Below are 7,011 nucleotides of genomic sequence, written 5' to 3'. Positions count from 1 at the left end.
AACGAGAAGGAGCTGCCGGACGCCTTCCTGCGCCGCTGCTTCTTCCACTACATCGCCTTCCCGGATCGCGAGACCATGAAGAAGATCGTGGAAGTCCACTTCCCGAAGATCGAGCAGGCTCTGTTGTCCGAAGCCATGGACATCTTCTTCGACGTGCGCAAGGTGCCGGGTATCAAGAAGAAGCCCTCTACCTCCGAGCTGGTTGACTGGCTGAAGCTGCTGATGGCTGACCAGATTCCTGAGGCTGTGCTGCGTGATCGTGATCCGACCAAGGCGATTCCGCCGCTGTATGGTGCGCTGGTCAAGAACGAGCAGGATGTCCAGTTGCTGGAGCGCCTCGCCTTTATGACGCGTCGTCAGAACCGTTAAGAGGGAGGTGCCCGATGTTACTGGGCCTGTTCAATGAAATGCGGGCAGCCAAGGTACCGGTGTCGGTACGTGAGCTGCTCGACCTGATCAACGCGCTGAAACACCATGTGGTGTTCGCCGATATGGACGAGTTCTACTATCTGGCGCGTACGGTCATGGTCAAGGACGAGCGGCACTTCGACAAGTTCGACCGTGCCTTCGGCGCCTATTTCAAGGGGCTGGAAAACCTCGACCAACTGATCGAGGCCATGATTCCGGACGATTGGCTGCGCAAGGAGTTCGAGCGCATGCTGACCGAGGAAGAAAAGGCCAAGATCCAGACCCTTGGTGGTCTCGACAAGCTGATCGAGGAGTTCAAGAAACGCCTCGAAGAGCAGAAAGAGCGCCACGAGGGCGGTAATAAGTGGGTCGGTACCGGTGGCACCAGTCCATTTGGCTCCGGCGGCTTCAACCCCGAGGGCATTCGTGTCGGCGACGCTGGCAAGCGCCAGGGTAAGGCGGTCAAGGTTTGGGATCAGCGCGAGTACAAGAACCTCGATGATCAGGTCGAACTGGGTACGCGTAATATCAAGGTCGCGCTGCGTCGCCTGCGCAAGTTTGCGCGCCAGGGTGCTGCTGACGAGCTGGATATCGACGGCACCATCGACCACACCGCCAAGGATGCGGGTCTGCTGAACATTCAGATGCGCCCGGAGCGGCGTAACGCGGTCAAGCTGCTGCTGTTGTTCGACATCGGTGGCTCGATGGATGCGCACATCAAAGTGTGCGAAGAGCTGTTCTCTGCTTGCCGTACCGAGTTCAAGCATCTGGAGTACTACTACTTCCACAACTGCGTTTACGAGTCGGTGTGGAAGAACAACATGCGTCGCACCAGTGAGCGCACCTCGACGCTGGATTTGCTGCACAAGTACGGCCCGGACTACAAGGTTGTGTTTGTCGGTGACGCGGCGATGGCGCCCTACGAGATTACTCAGCCGGGTGGCAGCGTAGAACACTGGAACGAAGAGGCGGGTTACGTCTGGATTCAGCGCTTCATGGAGAAGTACAAGAAGCTTATCTGGATTAATCCGTATCCCAAGGATGCATGGGAGTACACGTCTTCAACCAAGCTGATTCGCGAGCTGGTCGAGGACAAGATGTATCCGTTGACTCTGCAGGGTCTGGAAGACGGGATGAAGTATCTGAGCAAGTAGCCCGAGGTTGCTTTGCCAGAGCAGGAAAGCACAAGGCGGCAAACGAGCAATCGTTTGCCGCCTTGCTGTTTTCAGCCCAATTGTACTGCTGGGGCTTGCGGGCGCTCGATGCTGACCTTCTCGGTCGGCGCCATCACGGTGGCAACGCCGTCGACGACCTGCTTGCCATCCTGGTTGATCACCCGGGTGGCGATTTTTACGCGGTTCTTCGGCAGCTTTTCCAACACTTCCAGTTCGATAGTGATGTTGTCGCCCAGACGTACCGGACGCAGGAAGCTCAGTTCCTGGCCGATGTAGATGCTGCCTGGCCCCGGTAGCTCGCAGGCGATGGCCGCGGAGATTAGCGCGCCGGAGAACATGCCGTGGGCAATACGGCCTTTGAATGGGGTGGCCGCGGCAAATTCTTCATCGAGGTGAACGGGGTTCACGTCACCGGAAACCGCGGCAAACAGCAGCAGATCGCTTTCCTGTACCTGATGGGCCAGGCTGGCCTTGTCGCCAACATTGAGTTCGTCGTAGATGCGGTTTTCAAGCTTCTGCATGGCTGCTGCTCCGTTGCGGGGTGGTGGTCAGGCGCGCCTCCAGCCAGTCAAGCAGGTCAGCGACGACCTCATCCCGATTGGTTTCATTGAAGGCTTCGTGGCGAGCGCCCGGATAAAGCCGCAATTCTACCTGCGATAGTCCAGCTGAGCGCAAGCGTTGCTGCAGTTTCGGCAGGCCGTTGCCAGCGCTGACTGGATCACTGTCACCGCCGAGAATCAGCACCGGAAGGTCAGCGCGAATGCGGCGCAGCTGGCCCGCATCAGCAATCTTCGTCAACGCGCCGAACAGGCACTGCCAGTAATGCCCGCTGAGCACAAAGCCGCACAGCGGATCTTCGACATACAAGTCCACTTGCGCCGGATCGCGACTAAGCCAGTCGAACTCGGTGCGTGCCTCACCGAAGGCGCGATTGAAGCGGCCAAACGACAGGGTGTTCATGGTCAGGGCGGGCGCATCACGGCCGCGTAGCAGGCTTTCCAGTCGGGCGAGCTGGCGGCCGATCCGGCAGAGCGGGGCAGGGTTGGCGTTGCTGCCGCTGAGCACCGCGACGTCTACTGCATCTGAATGATCCAGCAGCAAGCTCAGGACCACAAAGGTCCCCATGCTGTGGCCAAGCAGGACTAACGGCAATTCAGGTGCGCTTTCGCGCGCGTGTTTGATGACCAGCAGCAGATCGGCAACCAGCGAGCTCCAGTCCGCGCCATTTGCGAGTTGGCCGCGAGGCAGCTCCGGAGTACTTGCACCGTGGCCCCGAAGATCCAGCGCCCAAACGTTAAGGCCTCTGGTATTCATCTGAGCTGCCAGTGGCTGGTAGCGAGCGCCGTGCTCGGCCATGCCGTGGCAGATGACGACGCTGGCGCGGGCAGGCAGGGCGCTCGGCCAGTGGTGGACTGCCAGGCGAGCATTGTCATTCGCGGCGAGGGTCAGGGTGGAGTAGGTCATGGATACGGCGTCCCTTTGTGTTTATTTTTATTGTTTCCGATAGCCATTGCGGCGCTGCGTCAGTCTGGGCTGGAGGCGCGATATTCACAAATCAAATGAAACACACCAGCATTTTGTATTTGCGCTCAGCCCTGTTAGGTTTGAGCCACTTTAGCAGCAGCATAGTGAGCTTCAATGCTCTCACGAGGCCAATGAATGGTCTCAGTCAATATAAGAAACTGCACCAACGGGGAATAGGAGAATAACAATGGATGCGTCCTTCTGGGCTGACAAACGGCCGGCTGGGATTCCCAACGATATCGATCTGACTCAGTACAGCTCGATCATTGATGTGTTTGATCAGGCCTGCGTCAAGCACGCTCAGCTTTCTGCGTTCAGCAACATGGGTGTCACGTTGAGCTACGCGGATCTGGATCGCCTGTCCGCGGCGTTTGCCAGTTATCTCCAGCAGCACACTGACCTGCAGCCAGGCGACCGCATTGCCGTGCAGATGCCTAACGTGCTGCAGTTCCCGGTGGCTGTATTCGGTGCGCTGCGCGCCGGCCTCGTAGTGGTCAACACCAACCCGCTTTATACCGCCCGGGAAATGCGCCACCAGTTCCAGGATTCCGGCGCCAAGGCGCTGATCTATATGAACATGTTTGGTCATCTGGTGCAGGAAGTGCTGCCTGACACCGAGATCAAGTACCTGTTTGAAGCGCGCATGGGTGACATGCTGCCCGGACTCAAGGGCACGCTGGTCAATGCCGCGGTCAAGCACGTCAAGAAGCTGATTCCGGATTACTCCCTGCCGCAGGCTGTCTCGTTCAAGGCGGCGCTCAAACGCAGCAAGGGGCAGCGTCCCAAGGCGGTGGTGCGTACTCTCGACGATGTAGCCGTTCTGCAGTACACCGGTGGCACCACTGGGGTAGCAAAAGGCGCGATGCTGACCCACGGCAACCTGGTGGCAAACATGCTGCAGGTGTACGCCAACATGCAGCAGCTCGACAGCAATGGCCAGAAGATCAACGGTGAGCCGGGCGAGGTGATCATTGCGCCGCTGCCGCTCTACCACATCTTCGCGTTTACCGTTAATTGCATGTGCATGATGATCGCCGGCCACCACAACGTGCTGATCACCAACCCGCGTGATATTCCCGGCTTTGTGGCCGAGTTGAAGAAGTGGCAGTTCTCCTCGATTGTCGGCCTCAACACCCTGTTTGTAGCGCTGATGGATCACCCCGATTTTGAAAATCTCGATTTCTCGCGCCTGAAAAGCACAGGCTCTGGCGGCACCGCACTGGTGAAGGCGACTGCCGAGCGCTGGCAGAAGAAAACCGGATGCGTGATTGGTGAGGGCTACGGCCTGACCGAATGCTCCCCGGTAGTCACGTCCAGCCCCGGTGACGGTCTGGCGCGTCTTGGCTCGGTAGGTCTGCCAGCGCCGGGTACAGCGCTTAAGGTCATCGATGAAGACGGTAACGAGCTGCCGATCGGCGAGCGCGGTGAGCTGTGCGTCAAGGGCCCGCAGGTGATGAAAGGCTACTGGAATCGCCCCGAAGCAACCGCTGAAGTGCTCGATGCAGAGGGTTGGTTCCGCACTGGTGACGTGGCCATCATCGACGAAGACGGATTTGTATCAATTGTTGATCGAATCAAGGATCTGATTATCGTCTCCGGCTTCAACGTCTACCCGAACGAGATCGAGGATGTGGTTGCAGCGCATCCGAAGGTTGCCAACGCAGCGGCGATCGGCGTCGAGGATGAAAAATCCGGCGAGGCAGTCAAGCTGTTTGTCGTGCCCAGCGACAAGAGCCTGACTATCGACGAGCTCAAGGCGTATTGCCGTGCCAACTTCACCGGCTACAAAGTGCCCAAACACTACGAGATCCGCGAGTCGCTGCCGATGTCGGCGGTAGGCAAGATTCTGCGTCGCGAGCTGCGCGACCAGTAATCTTTTGCCCTCCGGGGTGACTCGCGGGTCACCCCGGAGGGCTCGCAAAGCCAAGCCACACGCACTCTGGGCGCCCATTCCAGGGTGCTGGTCTGCCTGCTGAAAAGCTGCTAGTCTTCGGGCTCTTTGGCCCCTTGGGTGCGTCAAATCGACGCTTTTGAGGGCCAGATTGCGCGTCATTAAAAGAGTGCTGCAAGCACCATACGACGACCGAACACACTATAAGACAGCAGCGATACCAGTTCAGGAGCGGGCCTTCATGCTTGAAAATTTCTGGAAAGACAAATATCCAGCGGGTGTTTCCTCCGAGATCGATCCCGACCAGTACCCCAACGTACTTGCGGTCCTTAAAGACTCCTGCCAGCGCTTTGCCAACAAGCCTGCCTTCACCAATCTGGGCAAGACCCTGACCTACGGTGAGCTGTATACCCTGTCCGGCCAGTTTGCCGCCTACCTGCAAAAACACAGTGGCCTGCAAGCCGGTGACCGCATCGCTATCCAGATGCCCAACGTGCTGCAATACCCGATCGCTGTTTTCGGCGCGATGCGCGCTGGTTACGTGGTGGTCAACACCAACCCGCTGTACACCCCACGGGAAATGGAACACCAGTTCAATGACTCCGGTGCCAAGGCGCTGATCTGTCTGGCCAATATGGCGCACATGGCAGAAGAAGTTGTGCCGAAGACCGGCGTCAAGCACGTGATTGTGACCGAGCTGGGCGACATGCTGCCGCCGCTCAAGCGTCTGCTGATCAACGCTGCCGTGAAGTATTTGAAGAAGATGGTCCCGGCCTACAACATTCCGGGCATGGTCCGTTTCAACGACGCGATGGCCAAGGGCCGCAGCCTGACGCTGACCGAAGCCAATCCGGCCGGTGGCGACATCGCCGTGCTGCAGTACACCGGCGGCACTACTGGCGTTGCCAAGGGCGCGATGCTGACCCACCGCAACCTGGTTGCCAACATGCTGCAAGCCAAGGCGCTGATGGGCTCGAATATGGTTGATGGCGAAGAAGTCGTCATCTGCCCGCTGCCGCTGTATCACATCTATGCGTTTACCTTCCATTGCATGGCAATGATGGTCAGCGGTAACCACAACGTACTGATCACTAACCCGCGCGACGTTCCGTCGTTCGTGAAAGAGCTGTCCCAATACAAGTTCACCTGCTTTGTCGGCCTGAACACGCTGTTTGTAGCGCTGGCGAACGATGCCGCTTTCCGTTCACTGGATTTCAGCAAGTTCAAGGTCACCCTGTCTGGCGGCATGGCGCTACAGTTGGCTACCGCCGAGCGCTGGAAGCAGGTTACCGGTTGCGACATTTGCGAGGGCTTCGGTATGACTGAAACCAGCCCGGTTGCAACCGTAAACCCGATCAGCAACATCCAACTGGGTACCATTGGTATTCCGGTGCCTTCGACCCTGTGCAAGGTGATCGACGAAGACGGCAACGAGCTGCCGCTTGGCGAGCGTGGCGAGCTGTGCGTCAAGGGCCCGCAGGTCATGAAGGGTTACTGGCAGCGTCAGGAAGCGACCGATGAAATTCTGGACGCCGAAGGCTGGCTGAAAACCGGTGACATCGCGATCATCCAGGAAGACGGCTTCCTGCGTATCGTTGACCGCAAAAAGGACATGATTCTGGTCTCCGGCTTCAACGTCTATCCGAACGAGCTGGAAGACGTCATGGCGACCCTGCCAGGTGTGGTTCAGTGCGCGGCTATCGGCGTTCCGGACGAGAAGTCGGGTGAAGCGATCAAGGTCTTCCTGGTCAAGACAGCCGATTCGACGCTGACAGAGAAAGGCGTGATCACGCACATGCGCAGCAGCCTGACTGCCTACAAGGTGCCCAAGCACGTTGAGTTCCGCGATGCGCTGCCGACTACCAACGTTGGCAAGATTCTGCGTCGTGAGCTGCGTGACGAGGAACTGAAGAAACTCGCCAAGCAGTAAGCTGCACCGGTCGCCTCGATTTTGCGACAATAGAGCCCCGCCCGGCATTGCCGGGCGGGGTTTTTTAATGCCAAGGATCAACC

5 protein-coding genes and 1 pseudogene are annotated in these 7,011 nt (G+C 58.3%); 4 read left to right on the top strand and 2 right to left on the bottom strand.

The window, feature by feature from the left end; genetic code table 11:
- Both AAFM31_RS15380 and AAFM31_RS15375 read left to right on the top strand, forming a co-directional pair.
- A pseudogene (locus AAFM31_RS15380) lies at positions 1-369 on the top strand (ATP-binding protein); the annotation flags it as partial.
- A 14-nt stretch (positions 370-383) separates the two neighbouring features.
- On the top strand, positions 384-1,562 hold the full coding sequence (locus AAFM31_RS15375) for a VWA domain-containing protein (RefSeq protein ID WP_088275120.1): 1,179 nt from the start codon (positions 384-386) through the stop codon (positions 1,560-1,562).
- Positions 1,563-1,633: 71 nt separating this feature from the next.
- On the opposite strand, the gene AAFM31_RS15370 is transcribed toward AAFM31_RS15375, so the two are convergent.
- Complete coding sequence (locus AAFM31_RS15370; protein WP_341708793.1) at positions 1,634-2,104, bottom strand: MaoC/PaaZ C-terminal domain-containing protein; 471 nt, start codon at positions 2,102-2,104, stop codon at positions 1,634-1,636.
- On the bottom strand, positions 2,091-3,047 hold the full coding sequence (locus tag AAFM31_RS15365) for an alpha/beta hydrolase (protein ID WP_341708792.1): 957 nt from the start codon (positions 3,045-3,047) through the stop codon (positions 2,091-2,093). Before AAFM31_RS15365 ends, AAFM31_RS15370 begins: the two co-directional genes overlap by 14 nt.
- A gap of 247 nt (positions 3,048-3,294) precedes the next feature.
- On the opposite strand from AAFM31_RS15365, the gene AAFM31_RS15360 reads away from it, so the two are divergent.
- Complete coding sequence (locus tag AAFM31_RS15360; protein WP_341708791.1) at positions 3,295-4,980, top strand: long-chain-fatty-acid--CoA ligase; 1,686 nt, start codon at positions 3,295-3,297, stop codon at positions 4,978-4,980.
- A gap of 259 nt (positions 4,981-5,239) precedes the next feature.
- Entirely contained in the window at positions 5,240-6,928 is a 1,689-nt protein-coding gene (gene fadD1, locus AAFM31_RS15355; protein ID WP_341708790.1) for a long-chain-fatty-acid--CoA ligase FadD1, read from the top strand.
- Positions 6,929-7,011: the final 83 nt, after the last annotated feature.

The sequence above is a fragment of the Halopseudomonas sp. genome (assembly GCF_038130085.1).
Lineage (GTDB): Bacteria > Pseudomonadota > Gammaproteobacteria > Pseudomonadales > Pseudomonadaceae > Halopseudomonas.
This window is presented reverse-complemented; position numbering and strand designations above follow the sequence as displayed.

Coding starts and splice junctions, on each gene's coding strand:
- AAFM31_RS15375 (WP_088275120.1), top strand. CDS start 384: ATGTTACTGGGCCTGTTCAATGAAATGCGGGCAGCCAAGGTACCGGTG.
- AAFM31_RS15370 (WP_341708793.1), bottom strand. CDS start 2,104: ATGCAGAAGCTTGAAAACCGCATCTACGACGAACTCAATGTTGGCGAC.
- AAFM31_RS15365 (WP_341708792.1), bottom strand. CDS start 3,047: ATGACCTACTCCACCCTGACCCTCGCCGCGAATGACAATGCTCGCCTG.
- AAFM31_RS15360 (WP_341708791.1), top strand. CDS start 3,295: ATGGATGCGTCCTTCTGGGCTGACAAACGGCCGGCTGGGATTCCCAAC.
- fadD1 (WP_341708790.1), top strand. CDS start 5,240: ATGCTTGAAAATTTCTGGAAAGACAAATATCCAGCGGGTGTTTCCTCC.